The sequence below is a fragment of the Bacillus sp. CECT 9360 genome (genome assembly GCF_918741275.1).
Lineage (GTDB): Bacteria > Bacillota > Bacilli > Bacillales > DSM-1321 > Peribacillus.
Genome location: NZ_CAKKNA010000005.1, coordinates 25,888 through 48,943 on the forward strand (window position 1 = coordinate 25,888; position 23,056 = coordinate 48,943).

At 42.9% G+C, this 23,056-nt stretch carries 22 protein-coding genes; 12 read left to right on the forward strand and 10 right to left on the reverse strand.

Going from position 1 to position 23,056, the window contains the following annotated elements; translation table 11 throughout:
• Positions 1-329: 329 nt before the first annotated feature.
• Complete coding sequence (gene cax / locus LQ216_RS07100; RefSeq protein ID WP_230128350.1) at positions 330-1,394, reverse strand: calcium/proton exchanger; 1,065 nt, start codon at positions 1,392-1,394, stop codon at positions 330-332.
• Between the two features lie 260 nt (positions 1,395-1,654).
• On the opposite strand from cax, the gene LQ216_RS07105 reads away from it, so the two are divergent.
• Both LQ216_RS07105 and LQ216_RS07110 read left to right on the forward strand, forming a co-directional pair.
• The gene (locus tag LQ216_RS07105; protein ID WP_230128352.1) at positions 1,655-2,842 is read left to right on the forward strand and encodes an MFS transporter; all 1,188 of its coding nucleotides are present in this window, start codon (positions 1,655-1,657) and stop codon (positions 2,840-2,842) included.
• A 257-nt stretch (positions 2,843-3,099) separates the two neighbouring features.
• Entirely contained in the window at positions 3,100-5,022 is a 1,923-nt protein-coding gene (locus LQ216_RS07110) for a heavy metal translocating P-type ATPase (RefSeq protein ID WP_230128354.1), read from the forward strand.
• 222 nt (positions 5,023-5,244) lie between these two features.
• Here the strand turns inward: LQ216_RS07110 and LQ216_RS07115 are convergent, their stop codons facing one another.
• A complete protein-coding gene (locus tag LQ216_RS07115) occupies positions 5,245-6,081 on the reverse strand; it encodes a YihY/virulence factor BrkB family protein (protein WP_230128356.1) in 837 nt (278 codons plus the stop codon).
• A gap of 51 nt (positions 6,082-6,132) precedes the next feature.
• Positions 6,133-6,546: a YtxH domain-containing protein gene (locus tag LQ216_RS07120; protein ID WP_230128357.1), complete on the reverse strand. Its 414-nt coding sequence runs from the start codon at positions 6,544-6,546 to the stop codon at positions 6,133-6,135.
• A gap of 225 nt (positions 6,547-6,771) precedes the next feature.
• On the opposite strand from LQ216_RS07120, the gene LQ216_RS07125 reads away from it, so the two are divergent.
• From LQ216_RS07125 to LQ216_RS07140, 4 genes are all read left to right on the forward strand, one after another.
• A complete protein-coding gene (locus LQ216_RS07125) occupies positions 6,772-6,996 on the forward strand; it encodes a DUF1128 domain-containing protein (RefSeq protein ID WP_230128359.1) in 225 nt (74 codons plus the stop codon).
• A 161-nt stretch (positions 6,997-7,157) separates the two neighbouring features.
• Positions 7,158-8,423, forward strand: a complete 1,266-nt coding sequence (gene glp, locus LQ216_RS07130) for a gephyrin-like molybdotransferase Glp (protein ID WP_230128361.1) — start codon at positions 7,158-7,160, stop codon at positions 8,421-8,423.
• Positions 8,417-8,938: a molybdopterin-guanine dinucleotide biosynthesis protein B gene (mobB, locus tag LQ216_RS07135; RefSeq protein ID WP_230128804.1), complete on the forward strand. Its 522-nt coding sequence runs from the start codon at positions 8,417-8,419 to the stop codon at positions 8,936-8,938. The genes glp and mobB overlap by 7 nt, the downstream gene beginning before the upstream one ends.
• A gap of 16 nt (positions 8,939-8,954) precedes the next feature.
• Positions 8,955-9,197 carry a DUF2164 domain-containing protein gene (locus LQ216_RS07140; protein WP_230128363.1) on the forward strand — a complete coding sequence of 81 codons (243 nt, stop codon included), beginning with the start codon at positions 8,955-8,957 and terminating at the stop codon, positions 9,195-9,197.
• 160 nt (positions 9,198-9,357) lie between these two features.
• Here the strand turns inward: LQ216_RS07140 and map are convergent, their stop codons facing one another.
• The 6 genes from map to motA form a co-directional block, all read right to left on the reverse strand.
• Positions 9,358-10,104 carry a type I methionyl aminopeptidase gene (map, locus tag LQ216_RS07145; RefSeq protein WP_230128365.1) on the reverse strand — a complete coding sequence of 249 codons (747 nt, stop codon included), beginning with the start codon at positions 10,102-10,104 and terminating at the stop codon, positions 9,358-9,360.
• 209 nt (positions 10,105-10,313) lie between these two features.
• Complete coding sequence (locus LQ216_RS07150; RefSeq protein WP_230128367.1) at positions 10,314-10,829, reverse strand: type 1 glutamine amidotransferase domain-containing protein; 516 nt, start codon at positions 10,827-10,829, stop codon at positions 10,314-10,316.
• A gap of 203 nt (positions 10,830-11,032) precedes the next feature.
• On the reverse strand, positions 11,033-11,995 hold the full coding sequence (locus LQ216_RS07155; protein WP_230128369.1) for a spore coat protein: 963 nt from the start codon (positions 11,993-11,995) through the stop codon (positions 11,033-11,035).
• An 82-nt stretch (positions 11,996-12,077) separates the two neighbouring features.
• On the reverse strand, positions 12,078-12,359 hold the full coding sequence (locus LQ216_RS07160; protein ID WP_230128370.1) for a late competence development ComFB family protein: 282 nt from the start codon (positions 12,357-12,359) through the stop codon (positions 12,078-12,080).
• A 48-nt stretch (positions 12,360-12,407) separates the two neighbouring features.
• Positions 12,408-13,178, reverse strand: coding sequence for a flagellar motor protein MotB (gene motB, locus LQ216_RS07165; RefSeq protein WP_230128372.1), 771 nt, complete (start codon positions 13,176-13,178; stop codon positions 12,408-12,410).
• Positions 13,171-13,962 carry a flagellar motor stator protein MotA gene (gene motA, locus LQ216_RS07170; RefSeq protein ID WP_230128374.1) on the reverse strand — a complete coding sequence of 264 codons (792 nt, stop codon included), beginning with the start codon at positions 13,960-13,962 and terminating at the stop codon, positions 13,171-13,173. Before motA ends, motB begins: the two co-directional genes overlap by 8 nt.
• Positions 13,963-14,240: 278 nt before the next feature.
• Here motA and LQ216_RS07175 point away from each other — a divergent pair, with 278 nt between their 5' ends.
• From LQ216_RS07175 to pflA, 3 genes are all read left to right on the forward strand, one after another.
• Positions 14,241-14,393: a hypothetical protein gene (locus tag LQ216_RS07175; protein WP_230128376.1), complete on the forward strand. Its 153-nt coding sequence runs from the start codon at positions 14,241-14,243 to the stop codon at positions 14,391-14,393.
• 296 nt (positions 14,394-14,689) lie between these two features.
• Complete coding sequence (pflB, locus tag LQ216_RS07180) at positions 14,690-16,915, forward strand: formate C-acetyltransferase (RefSeq protein ID WP_230128378.1); 2,226 nt, start codon at positions 14,690-14,692, stop codon at positions 16,913-16,915.
• A 50-nt stretch (positions 16,916-16,965) separates the two neighbouring features.
• Positions 16,966-17,697: a pyruvate formate-lyase-activating protein gene (gene pflA / locus LQ216_RS07185; protein WP_230128380.1), complete on the forward strand. Its 732-nt coding sequence runs from the start codon at positions 16,966-16,968 to the stop codon at positions 17,695-17,697.
• Between the two features lie 50 nt (positions 17,698-17,747).
• Here pflA and LQ216_RS07190 read toward each other — a convergent pair whose 3' ends face one another.
• Positions 17,748-19,394 carry a M20/M25/M40 family metallo-hydrolase gene (locus LQ216_RS07190; RefSeq protein WP_230128382.1) on the reverse strand — a complete coding sequence of 549 codons (1,647 nt, stop codon included), beginning with the start codon at positions 19,392-19,394 and terminating at the stop codon, positions 17,748-17,750.
• A 140-nt stretch (positions 19,395-19,534) separates the two neighbouring features.
• Here LQ216_RS07190 and LQ216_RS07195 point away from each other — a divergent pair, with 140 nt between their 5' ends.
• From LQ216_RS07195 to mreBH, 3 genes are all read left to right on the forward strand, one after another.
• A complete protein-coding gene (locus LQ216_RS07195; RefSeq protein ID WP_230128383.1) occupies positions 19,535-20,419 on the forward strand; it encodes a GNAT family N-acetyltransferase in 885 nt (294 codons plus the stop codon).
• 145 nt (positions 20,420-20,564) lie between these two features.
• Positions 20,565-21,830, forward strand: coding sequence for an MFS transporter (locus tag LQ216_RS07200; RefSeq protein WP_230128385.1), 1,266 nt, complete (start codon positions 20,565-20,567; stop codon positions 21,828-21,830).
• A gap of 169 nt (positions 21,831-21,999) precedes the next feature.
• Entirely contained in the window at positions 22,000-23,007 is a 1,008-nt protein-coding gene (mreBH, locus tag LQ216_RS07205; protein WP_230128387.1) for a rod-share determining protein MreBH, read from the forward strand.
• The last annotated feature ends 49 nt before the right edge of the window (positions 23,008-23,056 follow it).

Consider the following 23,056-nt stretch of genomic DNA (forward strand, 5'->3'; position numbering starts at 1 on the left):
CTCATACTGTTAAGGAGGTAGGTCTATCGATTAAATCCTTACGACCCCAAAAGTTTTACGAACGATGGTTTCGCTTATTGGATCCTAATGATAAAGGCGGGTGAATTTTCTAGAATTATTGAATCGTTTGAACCTCTGAAGAATGATAATAATTTTGGATGAATATATGTACTTACTTTTTAAAGCAAACTCGCCGATTGACGAGCCTGAAAGTCGAAGTCAGAGGCGTAGTTGCCCTTATGCAGATAAGAAAGTTTATACTTTATTATCTGCCAATGAAAGATAAAATGACTCTGCATCAAGCGACGCAGAGTCATTTTTTATGTTTTTTATAATAAATAGAACCCTATACCCATGATCAGATAGGCAGCTAACATGGTAAGTCCCTCGAACCAATTCGTCTCCCCGTCATTCGAAATAATGACTGTTAGAAATACAGCTGTCACCATGGTAATTAATTCCGGCAACGTGAAGACAAGCGGCATCGCAGTCGGGAATAATAGGGATATCAAGACCAGGACCGGCGCAACAAACATGGCTATCTGAAGGGTAGATCCCACGGCGATTTCTACCGCAATATCCATCTTATTCTTGTAAGCCATGATAATGGCTGATGCATGTTCAGCTGCGTTTCCAACAATCGCCACGATGATTACCCCGATAAATAATTCAGACCACCCGAAAGTTTCTCCTACTTCGCTGAATGTATGAACAAGGTTTTCCGACACATAGGCAACAGCGATTGTAGCCACTGCAAGAACACCCATCGCCTTGCCTTTGCTCCATTCCGGCTCTTCTTCATGATGCGCCTCGGCAGCGCCCTTTTCTGTGCTTTGATAAACCCCGCGGTGTGATACTAGCTTAAAGAATAATGCCGCAAGATATAATGCGATTAAAATGATCGAAATGCCTATGCTAAGTGACATTGTTTTACCTTCAGGCATTCCTTGAGAGAAAACCTCCGGAATCACAAAGGCGACGATAACCGCGAAAATTAACAGCCCGGCATTATGCCTTGCATCATATACGTTAAAATTCTGCCGTTTATATTTCAATCCTCCCACGAAAAAAGACAAGCCCGCTACCAAGAGCAGGTTACCTAAAACCGATCCGGTAAGAGAAGCAAGCACAACACCTACCAAGCCGGCTTTTAAAGCAAATATGGAGATAATCAACTCTACAGCATTACCGAATGTGGCATTCAAAAGTCCGCCAATTCGCGGTCCCATAACTATTGCCAAACTTTCGGTTGCTCTGCCCATAAAGCCGGCCAAGGCGATAATTGTTAAACAGTAAATACCAAACATAAGGATAGTTGACCAATGCAGTACAGAACCGATAACTGATAGAGGTACTCCCACCATCACTAAACCCAAAAATATTTTGTTTACCATTTGTCCATCCTCACAATCCTAAAGTAATATAAGTTCATTATTATTTATTATGAAGCACGGGAGATTAATTATTACATCGACAAACAGTCCCCCTTCCGAAAAATTCCGATAATATCAGGTTACATTATTTTCCTCCTAATGAAAAGAAGAACAAAAATCAACTGAGCTTGATGAACATATACCCGATTATCCCTTGCCTAATCCTCCCTCTTCCATGTAACATCAACAAAGGAGAATTTATTATTGGGAGAAAATAAAAAATGAATCAACGATTACTCTTTTGGATACTTGTCAGTATGGTCGGGATTTCTGGTTTTTCACAGGGAATGCTCCTGCCATTGATTGCGGTCATTTTTGAAAATGACGGGGTCAGTTCATCGTTGAACGGCCTTCACGCAACCGGTTTATATGTTGGGATTTTATTGGCTTCCCCCTTTATGGAGCCGCCTCTCCGAAGATTTGGTTATAAACCGATGATTCTCTTTGGGGGTCTTGCCGTTATTATTTCTTTAGCTCTATTTCCTGTCTGGAAGTCCTTTTGGTTTTGGTTTGTATTAAGGCTTTTGATCGGAATTGGTGACCATGCGCTTCATTTTGCGACGCAAACCTGGATCACGGCGATTTCACCGGAACATAAGCGCGGCCGTAATATTTCGGTTTATGGTTTATTTTTCAGCCTGGGCTTTGCCATAGGTCCATTGATGACCAAACTTATCGAAATAAATGAAGCACTTCCGTTCATTCTTACATCTATTATGAGTTTGATTACCTGGTTGCCTGTATTTCTACTAAAAAATGAACGTCCTGAACATGACCATGAAATTGAAACATCATCGTTCTTTGGAACGATAAGACGTTTTTCCAATGTTAGCAAATATGCCTGGGTCGCATTTCTGCCGCCTTTTGGATATGGCTTCCTGGAAGCCTCGTTAAACGGGAATTTTCCTGTATATGCGCTTCGTTCAGGAATCGATTTGAGCATGGTTTCCATCATCATACCCGCGTTTTCCGCCGGGAGCTTGATTTCCCAGATTCCGCTCGGAATGATGAGTGATAAGTACGGACGAAGAAAAATATTATTGTGTATTCTTTTCTCGGGATCGCTGATTTTCCTGGCAGCCGGTTTTCTGAACGCTTCCGCCATTGGATTATTCATATGTTTCCTTCTAGCTGGAATTATGGTCGGTTCCACCTTCTCACTCGGTATCAGTTATATGGCGGACCTTGTTCCGAGAAATCTTCTGCCGACCGGGAACTTGCTATGCGGAATTTTCTTTAGCTTTGGCAGCATAAGCGGACCATTTATCGGGGGATTGGTTATCCAATATTTAAAGGGCGGCAGTTTTTTCTTCGCCATAAGCATCATGCTTTTGCTTATTTTCTTTTCCCTTGCCCTTTTTAAAGAAAATTCGCCGATTGGCAAGCCTTTAAACGAAGATTTGGCTTAGTTGCACTTATACAGATAGAAACAGAATAATTTGAAATTATGGAAGCCAGAAAGTCCTTATTAATAAGAGAAAGCAAAATCGCATTTTTATGAATAATATGGTATTATAAAAATATCAAAATTAAATTCTATAACTATTGAACAGGTTAAATTGCTGTCATCGGCTTCCCGATGGCAGCTTTCGTCATTTTAAGGGAATTGATGTTGAATATCACTCTCAATTAACAGATAGATGAAAACACTTCGGGAGGGAAACACATGACTGCAGAAACAAAAGCATTAACCCGCCAAAAGAAAGACAATATTTTTTCCATTGAGAAGATAAAACCGCATATCGAGCTGATCGCCGCCCTTTTTAGCGGGGTACTCATTTTGGCAGGCTGGATTTTGTCAAAAAATGATTTGGAGTCCGCATCAATTGTTTCCTATTTGCTTGCCTTTGTTATTGGGGGATACGCAAAAGCGAAGGAAGGCATCGAAGAAACGATTGAAAATAAAGAATTGAATGTCGAAATGCTGATGGTCCTTGCGGCAGTTGGCTCCGCCATTATCGGTTATTGGACGGAGGGCGCGATATTAATTTTTATTTTTGCCGTCAGTGGTGCTTTAGAAACCTATACGATGAATAAAAGCCATAAGGAAATTTCTGCGTTGATGGATCTTCAACCGGAGGAAGCACTCCGGGTCTTCCCGAATGGGATGGAAGAAAAAGTGCCGGTCGCGCAGCTGCAGGTTGGTGATTTCATTCTTGTAAAGCCAGGGGAACGCGTTCCATCTGATGGGATGATTACAGAAGGCCAAACGAATCTGGATGAAGCAGCGATTACAGGGGAATCTTTACCGGTAAGCAAATCGGTCAAAGACGAAGTATTCGCAGGGACCGTCAACTTGCGCGGGACGATTACCGTAGAAATCACAAAGCCAAGCAGTGAGACGCTTTTTCAAAAGATCATTACGCTTGTACAAACGGCTCAAAGCGAAAAATCGCCTTCCCAACAATTCATCGAAAGATTTGAAGGAGCCTATGTGAAAATCGTGCTGCTCGTCGTTCTATTAATGATGCTCCTGCCCCATTTTTTGTTCGGATGGAGCTGGACCGAAACTTTTTACCGGGCGATGATTTTGCTTGTTGTAGCTTCACCATGTGCCCTTGTGGCATCCATTATGCCGGCCACTTTATCGGCGATTTCTAACGGGGCACGTCATGGAATTTTGTTCAAAGGCGGCGTTCACCTGGAGAACCTAGGAAATCTGACAGCGATTGCCTTTGATAAAACAGGTACGTTAACAAAAGGGAAGCCGGAAGTGACTGATGTCAAAATCAGGCAAGATTTATCCGAGGAAGATTTCCTTTATCATATTGCCAGCATTGAGAATTATTCGAACCATCCGCTTGCGACGGCCATTGTCCGCTATGCCAAGACGAAAAACAATAAAGACCTTGTAAAGCCTGAAGGAATGGAAGATATCTCAGGTTACGGAGTTCAGGCTATGATCGGAAATATTCAGTGGAAGGTCGGCAAGGCCGATTTTGTCGGACGCAAAGACGCGGAAGATTTTCAGGAGGGCATTGCCTTTTCGTTGGCTGTCGAGGGGAAAACAATTGTATATGCAAGAGACGACAAAGGAATTGCCGGAATCCTCACCTTGAAAGACCAAGTACGCGAAGAAACTATTTCTGCTATCGAGGCACTAAGACAAGAAGGAATTTATACGGTCATGCTCACTGGCGACGGCGAAAAAACAGCAAAAGCCATTGCCGATGAAAGCCATATCGATGAATATATCGCGGAATGCCTTCCTGTTATGAAAGTTGACGAAATAAAGAGCTTAAAGCAGCGCTATGGTACCGTAGCGATGGTCGGTGACGGAATCAACGACGCCCCTGCTCTTGCAACGGCTTCTGTCGGGATTGCCATGGGTGAAGGTACTGATGTCGCCCTGGAAACGGCAGATGTTGTGCTTATGAAAAGCGACTTGCCGAGAATAGCTGAGGCAGTCAAGCTTTCAAAAAAAATGAATAGAATCATTAAACAAAATATCATTTTCTCCATTTCGGTTATCATGCTGCTGATCGCCTCGAACTTCCTGCAGTTCCTTGACCTCCCTTATGGAGTAATCGGCCATGAAGGAAGCACGATCCTGGTCATACTAAACAGCCTGCGGTTACTGAGAAATTAAGCGGAAGGCACCTCTGAATGGCAGAGGTGCCTTTTTGTTTAATGATATCCGTTGGATCCGTTAGCTGACCCGGACGTTTTATGCTTTGGTTTTTTATTTTTGCTTTTATGCTTTGATTTTGCCATATAGAACTCCCCCTATTACTCAGCTTGGGCTAAATGGTAGCCACCCATTTATAGTTTCTCCGGTATTAGCTCGTTTAAGAAGGTAAGTGTAGGGATTTTAGCAATCGGGTTTTGTACGTTCACTTCGGACGGCATTTATTTCTCCACCGACTAAAATGATATAGCCTGACAGATAAAACCAGATCATAAGCACGATAATGCCCCCCAAACTGCCATAAGTTGTCGTATAGTTGCCAAATCTGGACACATAGAAAGAAAATCCGAGAGAAACCAAGCTCCATCCGATGGTCGCTGCAATGGATCCCGGCAATACACTTAGACAGCTCATTTTCTTATTTGGGGCAAGCCAATACAACATTGTCAGCACAAAAAAAACAACCAATGAACTAATCACCCAGCGAAAAGTATTCCATATCCAGATAAATTCATCCGAAAAGCCAAAATTAGCTGTCAGAAACAAGCCGATTTGCTTTCCGAATACAGGCAGCAGCAGGGCTACTATAAAAACAAATATCATCGCAAGGGTCAGGATGATTGCCATTCCCCTTGCGACAATAAAATGCCTGTTTTCCTTAACATTATATGCTCTATTGAATGCCCGCATTATCGCGTTCAGACCATTTGAGGCTGGCCATATCGTTGCAATGACCGCAAAGGAAAGCAGCTTTCCATTTCCCCTCATCACTTCTTCAATATTTTTCTCGATGAGTTGCATCGTTTCTGGCGGCGCATAGCTGCTCACCACGTTCAATATATCCTGCTCAGATAATGGCAAATACGGCAGCAGCGAGATGATAAACAGCAGAAGCGGAAATAATGACAGCAGAAAAAAATAAGCGAGCTGTGCAGCTAGTCCTGCTACATCATCCTCGTGCACCCGTTTCACTAAATTTACAAAAAAGGATCGCTTCAGCCATTTTTTTGTTCCTGCCATGAGGTCCCCCCCTCTGTTAAATCAATCTTTGAGCTTGCCGTTCATGACTCATTAGTGTTGAACGTTTTGACTTACCACATAACTGCTTTGGTTTGCCGGATAGATGCCATGGTTTACATGGTGTACGCCATTGTCGGAAACGAATGCGTCCTTCGTTTCCTTTACCATCTGTGCCACCTGTGGTGGGATATCTTTCATTTCCTCAACACGCGCCGTGATAAACGCAATGTCTTCCGAGATATTTTCTATCGTCGTCCGGAGCTTGGCTGTCGCTTCCGTAACTTGATCCAGCGCACTGTTAGGATGGGTAACCATTGTTCTCACATCCGTCACATATCGTTTGCTGCTGTTCATGACAGAACGACGCGTGCCCCTATCGAACAGGCTGATCGCCGCTCCGGCAATTGCGCCTATAATCAACGCTTGCGTGAATCTGCTTCTTGTTGCTGTGCTATAGTTGTTCATATGCGGTTCCTCCTCTTTCGATTATCGAATTAGATGATCTCAGGTTATCGTCAACTAAAGAGGACTTGTGCTGATTATCCCCCCTTATAGTATTGGTCAAAACCTAAAATCTTATGGTTGGACTTTTTAACGATATTGTCCATGGCCCTCTTGTCAGGTTTTCATTGACTTATACAGGCAATCATGAAAAGATGAATATACCTGATTCTGAGAGGATGAAAACATATGGACTTAACAAAAAATTCAGCTGAGAATGTGGAATACATCGTTGAAGCCATAAAAGAAAAGCTGAAGGTCATGAACATTGGTGCCATTAAATCGGGACACTTCAATTCCGAAATGTACGAAGAATTATTCGAAATTTATGAAATGGTCATGAAGAAAAATAATTTCAGTCCAAGTGAAATGCAGGCAATTGCCGAAGAGCTTGGCAAGCTAAGGAACCAATAGAGATACGTACAATTCAGGCAGCCCACTGTCTGTTTTTTTCTTTTTCCTAGCTGTATCATTACCATAAAGCTTGTGATTTTGTTATAGTTTTTTAAATGAAATTAAATAGCTTTTCTTTACTAAATACATACGATTATTCTTAAGTGATTGGAGTGAATGATATGGTGGAGCGTAGAACGCCTATCAGTGTTTCCGAAGCAGTGACAAAAGTGATGAGCAAAAAGCTGGAGGGCGAGGCAGAATGGGTGTCCATTGATCAGTGCGACCGGCGTTTTCTCGCGGAAGATATCGTGGCCACTCATGACGTCCCTCATTTCGACCGTTCCCCTTATGATGGGTTTGCATTGCGGTCAGCTGACACAACAAAAGCTTCCAGAGAGAACCCGCTTGAATTTGAAGTCGTGGAAGAGCTGGGCGCAGGAATGGTTCCCTCGGTTCCTGTAAACGAGTTTCAGGTTGCCCGGATTATGACAGGAACGCAGATGCCGGCAGAATGCGATGCCGTCATCATGCTTGAGCTTACCGAGGATATAGAAAAAGACGGAAAGAAATACATTCGTTTTAAACGTTCAGTAAAGGAAGGCGAAAATGTCTCCTTTAAAGGGGAAGATGCCAAGGAAGGACAGGTTCTTGTAAAAAAAGGGACCGCAATCAACCCAGGGATAAAGGCGATCCTTGCGACGTTTGGCTATAATCAAGTTCCTGTGGCCAAAAAGCCTGTTATTGGCCTGTTTGCTACCGGATCGGAGCTTTTGGATGTTACTGACCCGATTGAACCGGGGAAAATCAGAAACAGCAACTCCTATATGATTTCTTCACAGATCAACAGGGTAGGGGCTGAAGTCCTTTATTTCGGCAAATTAGTCGATACGCTTGACATAAGCCTCGAGGCCATCGAGAAGGCACTGGACAAAGTGGATATCTTGATCACAACCGGCGGAGTGTCTGTCGGCGATTTTGACTTGCTGCCTGATATATATGAGAGGCTAGGCGCCGAGGTTCTTTTTAATAAAGTCGGGATGCGCCCGGGCAGTGTCACGACAATCGCAGCGCTTAAAAACAAAATTTTATTTGGATTATCCGGCAATCCGTCTGCCTGCTATGTTGGATTTGAGCTATTTGTCAGGCCGATTGTAAGGACGATGCTCTTCTCCGATAAACCGCATCTTCAAAAGGTTCAGGCGAAACTGGGAGCCGATTTCAAGAAAGCGAATCCGTTTAGCCGGTTTGTCCGTACCAAATTAAGTTTTCAGGACGGACAATTGACTGTCGTTCCAAGTGGCAAGGATAAATCGAACATTATCACCAGCCTTGCTGCATCCGATTCACTGACGCTTCTTCCCGGCGGCACACGGGGATTCGAGGAAGGCGATAAAGTAGAAGTCCTTCTCCTTGAGAATCAGGAAGGCAGCGTTTGGCCGTGGTAAAGCCGTTTTTGTTTCAAATCACCGGTTATCAAAATTCCGGCAAAACAACTGTCGTCATCAAGTTGATTGATCATTTAAAAAGAGCCGGGGTGACTGTATCTGTTTTAAAGCATCACGGACATGGCGGTGAACCTGACCTTCCAGATAAGGATTCTGCCCGCCATTTTCAGGCCGGAGCTGTCGCAGCCCTGGTCGAGGGAAATGGAACGATACAGCTTCACGCCTCCCTGACCTGCGAGCAAAAGGATTCTACGGAAAAGCTTTTGGAAATCCTTCACGATTTTCATCCTGATGTTATTGTAATCGAAGGCTATAAAAACAAACCATTTCCCAAGGCGCTTATCATTAAGCAGGAAAGCGACCTGGAATTACTAAATTCGCTTGAGAACATCCAGGCTGTCATCTGCTGGCCGGAGATGATGAAAACAGTAGAACTCTTGGATATGCAGCTACCATTGTTCGAGATTAATTCGGATGGTTTTTTCAACTGGTTTCTTGAACAAAAAAACACTTAAGAAAATGAGGTGTCTCATGTTTTTAAAATTTTCATTAGCGCAAAAGACCGCAATGATACGCAGCATCCAGGAATATATTTACCGGGAAACTGGCGAAGAAATTGGAGAGCTGGCTGCCGAAAATCACCTTGAATTCATCCTGGAGGATATCGCCCCGTTCATTTATAACAAAGGAATCCAAGATGCAAAAGCCGTGGTCGAGGATCGAATCATGATAATGGATGAGGACCTGACTTCACTTGAGCGCCCGATAAAATGATCCGAAAAGACTTTCTGGACAATGGAGCAATCATCATTTAAACGATCATCTGGATGATGTAAACGAAACGATGGATCATTTAAACGAAAATCGTCTTGATTCAAACGAAACGTATATCAAAACGAAAAAAATCCAATGGTGGTGCCATTGGATTTTTTTCTTATTGTTCGGTCAGGATCAATGGACCGTTTTTCGTAATCGCGATGGTATGTTCATATTGGGCGGAATATTTGCCGTCGTCAGTTGAAGCTGTCCAGCCGTTTGCATCTCTTACGGATTTATAAGTACCGACATTGACCATTGGTTCAATCGTAAACACCATGCCCTCTTTTAACCGCGCACCTTTATGAGGCAGCCCATAATGAGGCACTTCCGGTTTTTCATGAATGACCGCACCGATTCCATGTCCAATGAAATCCCGTACGACAGAGAACCCTTCTGACTCCACGTATGTTTGGATCGCATGGCCGATATCGCCAATCCGATTGCCAACAACAGATTGTTCAATACCCTTGTATAGAGATTCCTTAGTAACGTGAAGCAAATGCTCTGTTTCCTTTGTTATGTCGCCCACCTTATAGGTCCAGGCTGAGTCGGAAAGAGCACCATTATAGTTTACAACCATATCGATGGTTACGATATCACCGTTTTTCAATGGAGCTTTCCGCGGATATCCGTGACAGATTTCTTCATTGATGCTGGCACAGGTGGCATATTCATAGCCCTTATATCCTTTTTGCTCAGGCTTGGCACCCGCTTTTTTTAGAAAAGCTTCGACAAATTCTTCAATTTCCCATGTAGTAACATCAGGCGCAATTAATTTCGCGATTTCTTTATGGCATGCTGCTAAGATCTTACCAGACTCGTGCATAGCCTCGATTTCGCGTTGTGACTTCAATACGATCAATCGTGACACTTCCTTTGTTTACATTCTATTTTTCTATTCTACTTCAAATGAGCAAGGATTTGAATATTTAAGGATTGATGTATTTCTATGTAGGAGAAATGGATGGGGTGATATACATATAAAGAAACGCGCCACTGGCAAGCCTTAAAATCGGGGAAAGAGAAAGTTTAAATAAGAGACTCCGGCCATGCCGGAATCCCCTTATTAGCTTATTGAAGCAATTTTAAAGATTCGCGGTTGAATGCTGGGATATCATGCGGATCCCGGCTTGTGACAAGCTGATTTCCGCAAACTACCACTTCTTCGTCTTTGTAGTTTGCACCCGCGTACTCCATGTCCACTTTGATCGATTTATAGCCTGTTGCGCTGCGTCCTTCCAGCGTTTTCGCCGTAATCAACAGCTGTGGGCCATGGCAGATTGCCAATACTGGCTTTTTCTCATCCATGAATGTTTTGGCAAATGTTACGAAGCGCTCATCCTCCCGAAGCAGGTCAGGCGAGAATCCGCCCGGGATGAATAATGCGTCAAAATCAGCAGGGGTAACATTGTCTATGCTTTCATCAATTGTTACTGTGACTTCTTCATTTTTTCCCTTAACGGTTTTGCCCTTTTCTCTTTCAATCGCTACCACAGTATGTCCCGCTTCTTGAAAAGCTTTTGCCGGTTCTGAGTATTCAGAGTCCTCAAACATGTTTGTCACTACACAAGCTATCTTCTTGCCCATCTTATATCCATCTCCTCATCGCTGATTTAATAATGTTCACCTTCTTTTTGTTCCCTTTGCCTCGAATTATAAACGTGAAATATCAATCCGAGAGCAGGAAGAAGGTATAACGACAACAAACCACCCAACTTCGAAAGTAGGTGGTTTGTCAGTTCAAAAGCAAGTTCTTAATCCTGCTTCCTTATAGAAAAACGATCATTGAGTTATCTTACATATCCTTGATTGCCACCATATAAAATGCTTTGTGAAGAAGCTGTACTTGCGGCATTACCGGCGGTAGATTTATTTTGGCCCGAGATTCCGGTGTTTTGGCCAAGTCCTGTATTTTGATTAGCAAACCCGGCATTTTGACCAAGTCCTGTATTCTGATTAGCAAACCCGGCATTCTGACCAAATCCTGTATTCTGATTAGCAAACCCGGCATTCTGACCAAATCCTGTATTCTGATTAGCAAACCCGGCATTTTGACCAAGTCCTGTATTCTGATTAGCAAACCCGGCATTTTGACCAAATCCTGCATTCTGGTTGGCAAACCCGGCATTCTGGCTTGCAAACCCTGTATTTTGGCCTTGATTCCCCACGCCTTGGCCAGGCTTCATGCCATATTGGGCCTGCAGGGCTTCATTTGCGGGTTGATATCTGTGAATAAACGTCTTTGCCGTATGGTCTTTCAGGGTAGGGATTTGGTATTGCCCTTGTTCATTCATAAATAAGAAAACCTCGTATGCTTGATTCGAGCAATTCGCAGCACTGTTCAACAGCATGCTTCTTAGGTTTGGATCGGCACATTCGAGCGTTGCCCACATCCCGTTCCTGGCTGCATTTTTATGGCAGCAGAGCATGGCTGTTGCAATTTCCGAATCTTTCAACATTGCATCAACCTCAGGTGTAACCTGTGGGGGATTGTTTAAACCGTACCGTATCTCCTGTGGTTGAATTTCTCTAATATTCGTGTTAGGTGGTACTGGCTTAAAGCTTGTGTAATCATGCGTGTATGAGACGATTTCATTATATGAACGAATCTCTTCTTGCTGATGCCGAATGATCATATCAATCAATTGCTGATTCTGTGTTTCTGTCGCATAAAAATTGAAGTGCGTGATCATATTAATTTTCTCCATTAATATTTCATGGACTTCCATTGTTTCGTGAGCACCGTATGGCATGTGTATCACTCCTTATTTTTTTATTAACAAAGAGTAATATTTCCCGGCGGCTGTCAATTATACATTCAAAAATAACGAGACATTACCTATCATGCTGCGGATATTTGCCCACTACATGAATGGCATTAATGATTCGTTTATTAATCCATTTTCTGTTTTCCTCAGTATTCAACTGTTCATTCATTCGTTTTCTTCCTTCATCAGTCGTTACATATTGATTTGGAAGATTATTCAAACTTAATGCACTAATATCTTTTATGCATTTCTCGCAGCTACAGAACATTTGGTATTCTTCGCTTGACATCAACTCGTTTACGAGCGTATCAACGATTTCTTCCATCACATTTATATTAGTTCTCTGCATTTTCTTCACTTCCAGATCCAGGAGAGTATACCAACAGGCACCATCCTTTTATGGACGGTGCCCGTCATCTACTCCTCTTGGCATTATTAGAATTTCTACCCGGCGATTTTGCGCACGCCCTTTATCGGTCTCATTAGAAATTACTGGTTTAAATTCTCCATATCCCTTTGCACTAAACCACTCCGGCTTAAGTTTCTCATTCTCAAGCATGATTTTCATAAAATTGAGAGCACGCATCACGCTCAAATCCCAATTCGAATCAAATTGATTGGTTTGAATAGGAATGTTATCAGAGTGACCGCTAATGACAATGCTTCTCGACGGGTCCATTACCAGCAATTCAGAAATTTCTTGAGCAATGATTCTGTCTTCTGGCCTAATATCAGCGCTTCCTGATTGAAAAAGGACGTTATCACGGATGGTAACGAGCAAACCTTCCCCGGTTAATGATGTGCCTAATCGGTCTTGAAGCTGTTTCTGTTGAATATATTGATTCACTCTTTGCTGAATTTTGGCTAATTCCTTTTCCTCTTGCTTTCCGAGATTTGCGCTTTGCTCGTTTATAGCTTGTTCTGTTTCTTTTGAGGTAGACGGATTATCATTACTAACCGGGCTCTGATTTTCCATTACCCCAGTGCCACTGCTGAAGATTTCACTAAATACATTAGACATCTGCTTGAACTTATTCGCATCCACTGAGCTGGAGGCAAATAAAACAATAAACAGAGCCAGCAAAAGAGTTAAGATGTCCGCATACGGCACCAGCCACGATTCATCCATATGTTCTTCGTGATGTTTTTGTTTCTTTCGCCTAGCCATCTTGCTTCACGCTGCCTTCAAGCCATTTTTTCCGTTGCTCAGCCGGCAAATAAGAAGTTAATTTTTGTTCAATTGTCCGTGGAGCTTCCCCTTCAATAATCGAAAGGATCCCCTCTATCATCATCTGCTTCAATAGTATTTCTTCTTGTGACTTTCGCTTGAGCTTATTGGCAAATGGATGCCACAAAACATATCCCGTATATATCCCTAATAATGTTGCAACGAATGCAGCGGAAATGGCTTTGCCAAGTTCAGCGGTGTCATCCATATGGCTAAGGGCGGCAATCAGTCCGAGTACGGCCCCCAATACCCCCAATGTCGGTGCGTATGTACCTGCCTGAGAAAAAATGGCAGCACCTGACCGATGTCTTTCTTCCATTGAATCGATCTCTTCAGTTAATATATCTCGTATATAATCCGCGCTTTGGCCCTCAACAGCCAGATTCAATCCATTCTTCAAAAACTGGTTCTCTACTTGTTCGGCTATGCCTTCTAAGGCAAGTAACCCTTCTTTTCTCGCGACAACTGCCCATTCAGAGAAGGTTTTAATCAATTCCTCTGGTGTCGTAAGCTTGCGTTCTGTAAAGAGAATCTTGAATAACTTGGGAACTTTTTTCAGCTCTGACATTGGAAAGGCTGTTGTAACAGCGGCTATTGTTCCAAGAATGATAATTAATATCGCCGCAGGATTGAGGAGTGATGAAAGACTTACACCCTTTATAACCATCCCCACTCCAACCGCAATCACTCCAAGCAAAACCCCAATTATCGATGCTTTATCCATACAACTCACCCATTCATTAATTTTCTAATCTCTTTGTTATATCGGAAGAAAAAGAAAAAAAATGAGGATTTTTCAATAAATTAAACAAAAGAATTTAAAATTGGCCCGTTCATAGGAACCAAAAGAAAAACATCCCCTGATTGGAATGTTTTGAAAAGAAAGCTATTCAAATAATTTGTTTAATTTATAAACACGAATTGGTTGAGACCTCATGAACATAATCTGTCTTCATATTAGCCAAACTAACATTAAATCAACTTATTAAAGGAGAGGATTTCATGAGCAGAGGCAAGCATTTTAATTCCCGAAAAAAAGGGCATCCAGGAGATTTTCCGCAAAACAGCACGTCACCTAAGAAAGCCCATATCGGGGAACACGAAGAACCAGATATGGTTGCACTGGAAGCATTTAAAAATAGGATTAAAGAATAGAAATAAATCCAGGACAATCGAGGTCCTGGATTTTGTTTTAATACAGGAGCGAGATGTAACAGTTCCTAATACAAATAGTAGTACAGTTCTCTAATTCAACTTCCATCTACGTTCTTCTCCACCAAATAAAACGGCAACTTACCTTCTAAATAATCTTGGTACTATTCAATTTTCACAAAATTTTCACAATCTTCTTTCCCACTATTTCTAAAAAGCAGTATGATAAAAGTGTAAACTGTTACATTGAATTTTCCGAAACTGTTTTATTACTTTTATTTAAAAAGGTGGTAAGGATTATGAATCAATGGAGAGGTTTTTTAGATGGAAACTGGCAAAAAGAAGTAAACGTAAGGGATTTCATTTTGAAGAATATTACGCCATATTCCGGCAATGACACATTCTTGGAAGCCCCTACAGAGGCGACAAGCAGGTTGTGGAAGCAGGTTATGAATTTGACCATGCAAGAGCGTGAAAATGGCGGTGTCTGGGATATGGATACAGAAATTGTTTCCAGCATTACCTCCCACGGCCCAGGCTATTTGAACAAAGATATGGAAACAGTGGTAGGTGTCCAAACTGACAAGCCGTTCAAGCGTTCATTACAGCCATATGGCGGAATCCGAATGGCCCAGCAATCGCTGGAATCATATGGGTACGAACTGGATAAAGAAGTGGAACGGATTTTTACAGAATTCCGCAAAACACATAATCAGGGAGTTTTTGATGTTTATACGGAAGAAATGAAGCTTGCGCGCAAGGTCGGGATTATTACCGGACTTCCGGATGCCTACGGCCGCGGCAGAATCATCGGCGATTACCGCCGAGTGGCGCTTTATGGGATTGACCGTCTCGTTAAAGAAAAGAAAGAAGCGTTAGCCAGCACTTCTAAAACGATGACTGAAGATGTGATTCGTCTTAGAGAAGAGTTGTCGGAGCAAATCCGTTCACTTAACGAATTGAAAAAAATGGCTGCTTCTTATGGATATGACATTTCCGGACCCGCAACCAACGCGAGCGAAGCTTTCCAGTGGCTGTATTTCGCCTATTTGGCTGCCATCAAGGAACAAAACGGAGCCGCGATGAGCCTTGGACGGGTATCCAGCTTCCTAGATATTTATATCGAACGCGATCTTAAAGAAGGCACACTTAACGAAAAAGAAGTGCAGGAGCTGGTAGACCATTTCGTCATGAAGCTCCGCTTAGTAAAATTCGCAAGAACACCGGATTACAATGAGTTGTTCAGCGGAGACCCTACTTGGGTAACCGAATCTATCGGAGGCATGGCGATTGATGGTCGGACATTGGTTACGAGAAACTCGTTCCGCTTCCTTCACACATTGGATAACTTAGGTCCGGCACCGGAACCGAACCTGACTGTCTTATGGTCCGTGAACATGCCTGATGAGTTTAAGAAATATTGTGCGAAAATGTCGATCCAAACAAGCTCAATCCAATATGAAAATGACGATATCATGATTGAAGAATATGGCGATGATTACGGAATCGCCTGCTGTGTATCCGCGATGAGGATAGGGAAACAAATGCAGTTCTTTGGAGCCCGCGCGAACCTTGCGAAAGCATTGCTCTATGCGATCAATGGCGGGGTCGATGAAAAGCAGAAAATCCAGGCTGGACCGAAGCTTGCGCCTATCACAGGCGAATACCTTAACTTTGACGAAGTGATGGAACGATTCGACACGATGATGGAATGGCTAGCCGGGCTGTACATCAATACATTGAATGTCATTCACTTTATGCACGATAAATACAGCTACGAGCGTATTGAAATGGCGCTGCATGATACAGAGATTCTGCGCACCATGGCTACAGGCATCGCCGGGCTAAGCGTTGTGGCCGATTCCTTAAGCGCCATCAAATATGCAAAAGTAAAAGCGATCCGCGATGAAAACGGCATCGCCGTCGACTTTGAAACAGAAGGCGACTTCCCTAAATACGGGAATAACGATGAACGAGTGGACAGTCTCGCTGTTGATCTTGTCGAACACTTTATGACAAAGCTTCGCAAACATGTTACGTATCGCAATTCCGTTCATACGATGTCTGTCCTAACGATTACTTCAAACGTCGTTTATGGCAAGAAAACAGGGAACACTCCCGATGGACGCCGCGCCGGTGAACCATTCGCGCCAGGGGCAAACCCGATGCATGGAAGAGACACGAAAGGAGCGCTCGCTTCTCTAGCATCCGTTTCCAAGCTTCCTTACAAGCATGCACTGGACGGTATTTCCAATACGTTCTCTATGGTTCCAAAAGCGTTAGGTAAAGAAGATGAAATTCAGCAAAACAATCTTGCCGCTATCTTGGACGGATATTCTGAGAAAAAAGGACATCACTTAAACATAAACGTCTTCAACCGTGAAACGTTGCTGGACGCAATGGATCATCCTGAAAAATACCCTCAGTTGACCATCCGGGTTTCCGGCTATGCGGTAAACTTTATTAAACTGACACGGGAGCAACAAATTGACGTAATCAACCGTACATTCCATGAAAGCTTATAATAGACATCTCTTCCGCCTTTTCCAGGGAGAGATGCGGGAGGGGTATCATTATGAACGGAAATATACATTCAGTAGAAACATGCGGAACAGTTGACGGACCGGGCATTCGCTATATCGTTTTTACCCAGGGGTGCCTCCTGCGTTGCCAATATTGCCATAACGCCGATACATGGGGCATTGGAAAAGGAAAAAGTATGTCACCGCAAGAAATGATCGATGACTTGAGAGCGTACCTTCCTTTCATTCGGGCATCCGGCGGCGGAATCACGGTGAGCGGCGGCGAACCACTGCTGCAAATTCCGTTTGTAAAAGAGCTTTTTATGCAATGCAGAGAGCTTGGAATCCATACTGCCCTGGATACGTCAGGCGGCTGTTTTTCAGATACCCCTGCATTTTTACAAGAACTTGATGGACTGCTTAAATATACTGACCTTGTTCTTCTCGATCTTAAGCATATTGACCGGATAAAACACCGTAAGCTGACAGGCAAATATAACGACCATATCCTTACATTTGCCAAGCATCTATCAAATAAGCAAATCCCTGTCTGGGTCCGCCATGTGCTGGTTCCTGGTATCACTGACAGTGAGGAAGACCTGATGAAGCTCGGACAATTCATCCACACGCTGACGAACGTGGAGAAAGTCGAAATCCTGCCATACCATAAACTTGGTGTATATAAATGGGAAGCACTTGGTCTAAAATATCCGCTTCAAGATGTTGAACCACCTTCAGAAGAAGCGGTTACCAAAGCCTATCAACTGCTGAATGTAGCGAATTAAATATAAAAACGCAAAAGGCCGTTCATATTCGAACGGCCTTTTGTTATTATTCAAAAATCAAGCACCGTACGCAGAGCATACTTTAACAATTCAGGCACTGTTTCGGTTGAAAATGTAAGCTCTAATCGCTCCGTCCTTTTATGGGCATCCTTGCCGTATGGTCCCAGGTTTATGGTTGGGATATCCAATGCTTCTATTTCCTTAAGCGGCAATTTGTACTTTTTCCCATACAAAGGCATTTCGCTAACGAGCGAAGGGATGACTCGATCGGCATCCATTAGCCTACAGTAGCTGACATCAGACAATCCGGTGAAAAACTGTTTTAGCTTCAGCTCTTCATTGTACGTATCCTTGGCCTCATCGATGATGGCCTCGGCGATTGATAGCACCTTTTCATCCCTGTCGCTGTCCTTTTGCAAGGAAACATGGGGGTAATATGGCGGAGCAAACATGATGAGATAAAAAGGCGCCATATCTTGAAAATAGCTGCTGATGGTTTTCGCCACTTCCACAGTCAGCTGGCGGTAATCGAATTCAGCGTTCGTATCCTGTTCGAGTATACCGGCCATCTCACTCTCAAACTCTTCTCCAAAGCGCTCTTTACCAAGATTATAAAGCATCGAGTACGTCAAGACCTTTGGCTTTAAATCACGTACTGGTTCTCCCCTCGAATCTTTGTACATCCTGCTCATTTTTGAATGAATCGTTTTCGAACTTTCTTCCGCTACCAACTTCAGCTTCTCCAATATTTCCGCAGGTGTTTGCCGCAATGTTAACACGTTATACAGCACATACGCCTGCGTAGGAGTCTGGGCATTGTAATGCTCTTTTAAGTCAGTGAGTTTCAGACAGGTCGGCGGCGGATTTTGCTCCCCGGCCGACTCTTCGAGAAACAGCTCCGACAGCTCCATATTTGCTGTGAATGCCGAAGCCATCCACGTGGCATTAACACCTTCAAGCGGCTCGCCAACATGTGTTTCCCTGCCGTTGCAGAATATAAGCGGCAGCAGCTTGCCTACCGATCCGAGATAAATATATTTAGATTGATCCCCCGGATAACTGGAGAAGGAGGGCTCTGAACAAATGCATAGATTATATTCGAGACCGTGCTGCTCCTTCAGCTCGCTTAAGCATTCAACTGCGGCAAACATCCCTTCAGAATTCCTTTCCTCATCAGGAGTCGACACAAGCAGGATATTACCCTCAAAGTTCTGATCCTCTCCTAATTCCGACAGCAGCGCAATCTGCAGGGCAAGACCCGCCTTCATATCCATAATCCCTCTGGCGAACAGCCAGTTTCCTGAATCCAGTTCCTCCCGAATATCATCTGGAAGGATTGTATCTTTTAATTTCTCCGTATATTGATCGGGATCAAAAGCATAGTCTTTCAAATGACCGTAATCATCCACCCCAACAACATCAAAATGACTCAATAATACGACAGTTTTAGCAGATTTCCCTTTCTTCCCTTTCAGTAAAGCAACAACGGATTTTCTATTCAACGAATCTCCCGTTATATTCTTCTCAAAAATCAAATCTGGGTTTTCCTGAAAATAGGGAATTTCTTTCAAGATGGAAACAAGCTCGTCCGCCATTTGATTCTCCCCTGTTGTGCCGGAAATGCTTGGCACTCTCACAAGCCGTTTAATTAATGACAGGATATTTTCACGATTATTCCAGTGGGCAGCCTTCCCCATTTCTTGTTCACCCCGCAACTCGTTTTTCTATATATTGTGACACATCAATAGATTTGTAAACAATCATTTTTAAAGACATATAATTTTCTTTTCATTCATTTTATAATGAAACTTAAATGAAGAAACGCAAAGGAGAAACCATGAATCTATTAACGTATTACTCAACTGACGATTCAACAAGAGAAAAGTTATACCTGCTTTTTGAGAAAGTTTTTGGAATTGAGGCTGGCATTCTAGAAGATTTTTATGCAAGCGGCTTTTGGAACCCGGACTATACTCCTTACACATTTTTTGATGGTGATAAAGCTGTCGCTAATGTGTCCATGTTCGCTATGCCTTTATTGATCGAAGGAAAAAGGATAAAAGGCGCGGGCATCCAATCGGTCATGACAGATCCGGAATACAGAGGCAGAGGCTTAATGAAGCAATTGTTTCAACTCATGCTTACCGATTTGGATAAGCAGGCACAAGTCGCCTTTTTGTATACCGACAAACCTGATTTATATACACCATTTGGTTTCCGGGTCATTCAGGAGCATTATTTCACTGCTGCTTCCAGTACCGTTGCTGTTAAAAAGGAGCGTCCATTTCGAAAATTAAATTTTTTTGATGAAAATGATGTAGAGGTTTTACGAAACCTCTTTGAGACAAGGGAGCCTACTAGCCATCTATTTTTTCCGTTGTCATACGAATCTTCTTTCTACCTAAATATGTACAATCCTTACTTCCATGAAAAACTCTATTACTGTGAGGAGCTAGAGACTGTTATTGTGGCCGAGATAAATGGAGAAGCATTAAAGCTCTATGACATAATAAGCCGCAAACGACTTGAGCTTAATAAAATTGTCCAACGGATACCGGAAACGTTCTCCGAGATTGAATTGTATTTCCAACCGGATTTGCTCGGCTGTCTAGATTTAGAAGCAAAGCCCTTTACTTCAAATAATAAATTAATGGTACGGGGTGATTTCAGCATGGAACTCGCTGGAGGCTCTTTTAAATTACCATTAACCGCAGAGTTTTAATAGATATTCTCCGGGAAATATCTTGTAAATCCGACACTGTTTTCATTCCGCTTGAATTCCAAACTTTTTTCATGAAATTGTCTTGTTTAAAACGGATGTATAAAGGTATGATTTATTTGGAAAATAAAAGAAAGCAGGAATTATAATGCGTCTTAAAGACTGGGACAATAATCTAAAAGTCCGGCTAGGTGGAGAATCGCTTGTAAACATCACATTTTGGATGTTTTTCCCCTTCCTGGCTATCTTTTTCACGGAATCTTTCGGAAAGACGACGGCTGGTTTGCTGCTTGTTTTTTCACAAGTATTTTCAGTTGTAGCAAATTTGCTGGGAGGTTTTTTTGCTGATCGCTTTGGACGAAAAAAAATGATGGTTATCTCGTCAATCGGCCAGGGTGTATCCTTTTTGGTTTTTGCTTATGCAAGCTCCCCCTGGTACAATTCCCCGTTACTTGGCTTTGTTTGTTTTACCGCTGTAAGCATCTTCGGCTCATTATATTGGCCCGCAAGCCAGGCAATGGTTGCTGATGTCGTTAGTGAAAAAGACCGCAGCAGCGTGTTTGCTATTTTTTACACATCCACCAATATTGCCGTCGTCATCGGACCGATATTGGGCGGGATATTTTATGCGGATCATCGATTTGAACTCCTGTTGGCGGCCGGTGTTCTAAATGCATTATTAGGATTCGTTCTTTATAAGTGGATTTCAGAAACATCGCCAGCCTATAAAGCACATGCAGTGTCTGCAGACAATATGAACTGGCTTCGTTTCCTGCTCCACCAATTGCAGGATTACAAGGTCATTCTCCAGGATAAAACCTTTTTGCTGTTCATTTTGGCAGGTGTTTTAGTTGCCCAAACCTTTATGCAGCTTGAGTTGCTGATTCCTGTTTATGTGAAGGAAACCATTGAGCCACAAACCCTTTTTGCTATAGCTGACTGGTCGTTGGACTTGGAAGGAGAACAAATTTTCGGGTTTTTGATTGCCGAAAACGGATTCCTGGTTGCGCTACTGACCATTGTCATCACGAAATGGATGTCCGTCTATAAAGAAAAAAATGTGTTCGTCCTCTCCTCTTTCATATATGGCGGATCCATGCTCATGTTTGGGCTCACCAGTTGGATTTGGGGGCTTATCCTTGCGATGGCAGTTTTCACTTTTGCAGAACTGATGACAGCCGGCATACAACAGGGATTCATTTCCAAACTGGCCCCGGATAACATGCGCGGACAATACTTCGCAGCGGCAAGCTTGCGTTATACGATAGGAAGAATGGTTGCCCCATTAGCCATACCTATGTCAGAATGGATGGGCTACTTTTCGACCTTTGTCACTCTCTGTGTTCTTGCCTGCTTGAGCTCGGTTCTTTTTGCTGTTATGTTCAAGAGGTTTGAGATAAATCAGGCCGTATAATGGCATAAATGGTTTGAATCATTTAAATTCTCTTTGTTAATTGATTCAGTCGTTCCTGAGAAATTTTTCAACAAGTGGGGAATTTCCACAAATTCCTACCCCCACAAATCGACAAGTTTATGTAGAATACTTAATATGGGGGTCAAACCTGACGAAGGAGTGACAATACATGTTATCAAATACAGAAATAGGAATTGATCTAGGTACTGCCAATACACTTGTATACAGTAAAAACAAAGGAATTGTTTTAAATGAGCCATCGGTTGTGGCCATTGATACTGAAACAAAAAAAGTTTTGGCAGTCGGCGCCGAGGCAAAAAGCATGATCGGCAAAACGCCGGGAAATATCGTGGCAGTCCGCCCATTAAAGGATGGCGTAATTGCCGACTATGATATTACAACCCAGATGCTCAAACAAATCATGAAGAAGGCCAGCAAAAAGCTTGGTTTTTCAATTCGGAAGCCAACCGTCGTTGTCTGCACACCATCAGGATCGACTTCGGTTGAACGACGCGCTATCCTTGACGCGGTCAGAAATTTCGGAGCAAAGCACGTTCACTTAATCGAAGAACCTATTGCGGCGGCGATTGGTGCCGATTTGCCTGTTGATGAGCCGATTGCAAATGTTATTGTAGACATTGGCGGAGGCACAACGGAAGTAGCCATCATTTCATTTGGAGGAGTTGTTTCCTGCAACTCGATCCGTATTGGCGGAGATCAATTGGATGAAGATATCATCCAGTTCGTTAGAAAAAAATATAATCTCCTTATCGGTGAACGGACAGCTGAAAAGATTAAAATGGAAATCGGTTATGCTTTAATTGATCATCCTCGGCAGTCTATGGAAGTTAGGGGCCGTGACTTAGTGACCGGACTTCCAAAGACGGTGGAGCTTCATTCTGATGAAATTCAAGAAGCGATCCGAGAATCGTTGCTTCACATTCTTGAAGCAATCCGGTCTACACTGGAGGATTCTCCTCCCGAACTGAGCGGTGATATCGTTGATCATGGCGTTGTACTGACAGGAGGCGGAGCGCTTTTGAACGGTATCCAGGATTGGCTAATCAATGAAATCGTTGTACCGGTCCACATCGCTCCATCGCCGCTAGAATCCGTTGCCATCGGAACCGGACGTTCCCTGCAGGTTATTCACAAATTACAGAAGGCTGCTAAGTAAAATAGAGATAGAGAAAATTAAAAAGGCTTTCGCCCAAGTGGCGAAAGTC

What these genes read in the sequence shown, in the direction of transcription:
- cax (WP_230128350.1), bottom strand. Translation starts at nt 1,394, where the DNA reads ATGGTAAACAAAATATTTTTGGGTTTAGTGATGGTGGGAGTACCTCTA.
- LQ216_RS07105 (WP_230128352.1), top strand. Translation starts at nt 1,655, where the DNA reads ATGAATCAACGATTACTCTTTTGGATACTTGTCAGTATGGTCGGGATT.
- LQ216_RS07110 (WP_230128354.1), top strand. Translation starts at nt 3,100, where the DNA reads ATGACTGCAGAAACAAAAGCATTAACCCGCCAAAAGAAAGACAATATT.
- LQ216_RS07115 (WP_230128356.1), bottom strand. Translation starts at nt 6,081, where the DNA reads ATGGCAGGAACAAAAAAATGGCTGAAGCGATCCTTTTTTGTAAATTTA.
- LQ216_RS07120 (WP_230128357.1), bottom strand. Translation starts at nt 6,546, where the DNA reads ATGAACAACTATAGCACAGCAACAAGAAGCAGATTCACGCAAGCGTTG.
- LQ216_RS07125 (WP_230128359.1), top strand. Translation starts at nt 6,772, where the DNA reads ATGGACTTAACAAAAAATTCAGCTGAGAATGTGGAATACATCGTTGAA.
- glp (WP_230128361.1), top strand. Translation starts at nt 7,158, where the DNA reads ATGGTGGAGCGTAGAACGCCTATCAGTGTTTCCGAAGCAGTGACAAAA.
- LQ216_RS07140 (WP_230128363.1), top strand. Translation starts at nt 8,955, where the DNA reads ATGTTTTTAAAATTTTCATTAGCGCAAAAGACCGCAATGATACGCAGC.
- LQ216_RS07150 (WP_230128367.1), bottom strand. Translation starts at nt 10,829, where the DNA reads ATGGGCAAGAAGATAGCTTGTGTAGTGACAAACATGTTTGAGGACTCT.
- LQ216_RS07155 (WP_230128369.1), bottom strand. Translation starts at nt 11,995, where the DNA reads ATGCCATACGGTGCTCACGAAACAATGGAAGTCCATGAAATATTAATG.
- LQ216_RS07160 (WP_230128370.1), bottom strand. Translation starts at nt 12,359, where the DNA reads ATGCAGAGAACTAATATAAATGTGATGGAAGAAATCGTTGATACGCTC.
- motB (WP_230128372.1), bottom strand. Translation starts at nt 13,178, where the DNA reads ATGGCTAGGCGAAAGAAACAAAAACATCACGAAGAACATATGGATGAA.
- motA (WP_230128374.1), bottom strand. Translation starts at nt 13,962, where the DNA reads ATGGATAAAGCATCGATAATTGGGGTTTTGCTTGGAGTGATTGCGGTT.
- LQ216_RS07175 (WP_230128376.1), top strand. Translation starts at nt 14,241, where the DNA reads ATGAGCAGAGGCAAGCATTTTAATTCCCGAAAAAAAGGGCATCCAGGA.
- pflB (WP_230128378.1), top strand. Translation starts at nt 14,690, where the DNA reads ATGAATCAATGGAGAGGTTTTTTAGATGGAAACTGGCAAAAAGAAGTA.
- pflA (WP_230128380.1), top strand. Translation starts at nt 16,966, where the DNA reads ATGAACGGAAATATACATTCAGTAGAAACATGCGGAACAGTTGACGGA.
- LQ216_RS07190 (WP_230128382.1), bottom strand. Translation starts at nt 19,394, where the DNA reads ATGGGGAAGGCTGCCCACTGGAATAATCGTGAAAATATCCTGTCATTA.
- LQ216_RS07195 (WP_230128383.1), top strand. Translation starts at nt 19,535, where the DNA reads ATGAATCTATTAACGTATTACTCAACTGACGATTCAACAAGAGAAAAG.
- LQ216_RS07200 (WP_230128385.1), top strand. Translation starts at nt 20,565, where the DNA reads ATGCGTCTTAAAGACTGGGACAATAATCTAAAAGTCCGGCTAGGTGGA.
- mreBH (WP_230128387.1), top strand. Translation starts at nt 22,000, where the DNA reads ATGTTATCAAATACAGAAATAGGAATTGATCTAGGTACTGCCAATACA.